Source organism: Psychroserpens mesophilus, from assembly GCF_050617655.1.
GTDB classification, from domain to species: domain Bacteria; phylum Bacteroidota; class Bacteroidia; order Flavobacteriales; family Flavobacteriaceae; genus Psychroserpens; species Psychroserpens mesophilus_A.
Genome location: NZ_JBODQC010000222.1, coordinates 1 through 264, shown reverse-complemented (window position 1 = coordinate 264; position 264 = coordinate 1). Strand labels below are relative to the sequence as shown.

General features: G+C 40.9%; 1 pseudogene. It reads left to right on the top strand.

What is annotated here, in order from left to right:
- Nucleotides 1-264, top strand: a pseudogene (locus ACRHNM_RS17035) (dihydrolipoyl dehydrogenase); the annotation flags it as partial.

The following is a 264-nucleotide window of genomic DNA, read 5'->3' as shown; positions in this document are numbered from 1 at the left end:
AGGTTACGATATTAAAGTTGGTAAATTCCCATTCTCTGCATCTGGTAAAGCAAGTGCAGGAGGAAATAAAGATGGCTTTGTAAAAGTTATTTTTGATGCCAAATATGGCGAATGGTTAGGATGCCACATGATTGGTGCTGGAGTTACCGATATGATTGCAGAAGCTGTATTAGGTCGTAAATTAGAAACTACAGGCCACGAAGTTTTAAAAGCAGTTCACCCACACCCAACAATGAGTGAGGCGGTTATGGAAGCTGTTGCAGA